The 1560-nt window shown below is 57.6% G+C and carries 2 protein-coding genes; both read left to right on the forward strand.

Annotation, left to right across the window (positions count from 1 at the left end; translation table 11 throughout):
- A partial coding sequence (tnpB, locus tag PSI17_RS16765; protein WP_273553042.1) for an IS66 family insertion sequence element accessory protein TnpB occupies nucleotides 1–327 on the forward strand: 327 nt, incomplete at its 5' end.
- Nucleotides 328–346: 19 nt separating this feature from the next.
- A partial coding sequence (tnpC, locus tag PSI17_RS16770; protein WP_273553043.1) for an IS66 family transposase occupies nucleotides 347–1560 on the forward strand: 1214 nt, incomplete at its 3' end.

Raw genomic sequence — 1560 nt, forward strand, 5'->3', positions numbered from 1 at the left:
ACGCGTATCTGGATCGTGGCAGGCGTCACTGATATGCGCAACGGGTTCAACGGCCTGGCCTCAAAGGTGCAGAACGCACTGAAAGATAATCCGTTCTCCGGGCAGGTCTTCATCTTTCGCGGTCGTCGGGGTGATATGCTTAAGGTACTGTGGGCTGATGCCGATGGGTTGTGCCTGTTTACCAAACGGCTTGAGCGTGGGCGCTTCGTCTGGCCGGTGACCCGTGAGGGTAAAGTCCATCTGACTCCCGCCCAACTGTCCATGCTGCTTGAAGGCATAAACTGGAAACACCCGCAGCGGATGGAACGCTCTGGCATACGGATATAACTTGCGGTAAAGTGAGGGAATGACGCCCTCATTCCCTGATGATATCGCCCAGTTGAAAGTGCTGCTGCGTGAGCAGATGGCCGCTAACGAAATACTGGCAGAAAACAATCGCCTGCTGTCCCAGCGGGTGGCCTCTTATGCCAGCGAAATTAGCCGACTGAAAGCCCGGGTGGTAAAACTGCAACGTATGCAGTTCGGCCAGCGTTCAGAAAAAATACGGCAGAAGACTGAACGACAGATACGCGAAGTGCAGGAGCGCATCAGTCACCTTCAGGAAGAAATGGCCGACATCCAGGGTGAACAACCCGACCCGGCACTGCCTCCTGCGCTGCGGCAGTCCTCGTCACGAAAACCGTTACCCGCCACGCTGCCCCGCGAAATACAGTCGCTCCCCCCGGCAGAAAAAAGCTGCCCTGAATGTGGCGGGGAACTGCATGCGCTGGGTTGCGATATCTCAGAACAACTCGAGATCATCAGCAGCGCCTTTAAAGTGATCGAAACACAACGCCCCAAGCTGGCCTGCGGTCGGTGTGACGGCATAGTCCAGTCACCCATGCCGTCCAAACCCATTGAACGCAGTTATGCGGGGCCTGGACTACTGGCGCGGATCGTGACCGCAAAGTACGCAGAGCATACGCCGCTGTACCGTCAGTCGGAGATATATAACCGGCAGGGCGTGGCGTTAAGCCGTGCCACGCTGGGTCGCTGGTCCGGGGCGGTGAGTGACCTTCTTGAACCCCTGTACGATGTGTTACGCCAGTATGTTCTGATGCCGGGCAAAGTCCATGGTGATGATATCCCCGTGCCCGTTCAGGAGCCGGGCAGCGGTAAAACCCGGACCGGACGCCTGTGGGTGTACGTCCGCGATGACAGAAATGCAGGCTCGGTCATGCCGCCGGCCGTGTGGTTCGCGTACTCAGCCGATCGCAAAGGCATTCACCCGCAACAGCACCTGGCAGGCTACAGCGGCGTTCTCCAGGCCGATGCTTACGGCGGATACCGGGCGTTGTATGAAACAGGGAATATCACTGAGGCCGCCTGCATGGCGCATGCCCGGCGTAAAATCCATGACGTTCACGTTCGTTCGCCAACAGCCGTCACGACGGAAGCCCTGAAGCGGATAGGTGAGTTATATGCCATAGAAGCAGAAATCCGAGGGAGTCCGGCAGCAGAACGGCTGGCATTAAGAAAAGAGCGCAGCGCTCCGCTGATGAAGTTGTTGTTCGACTGGAT

Source organism: Xenorhabdus sp. IM139775, assembly GCF_028598745.1.
Taxonomy (GTDB): Bacteria; Pseudomonadota; Gammaproteobacteria; order Enterobacterales; family Enterobacteriaceae; genus Xenorhabdus.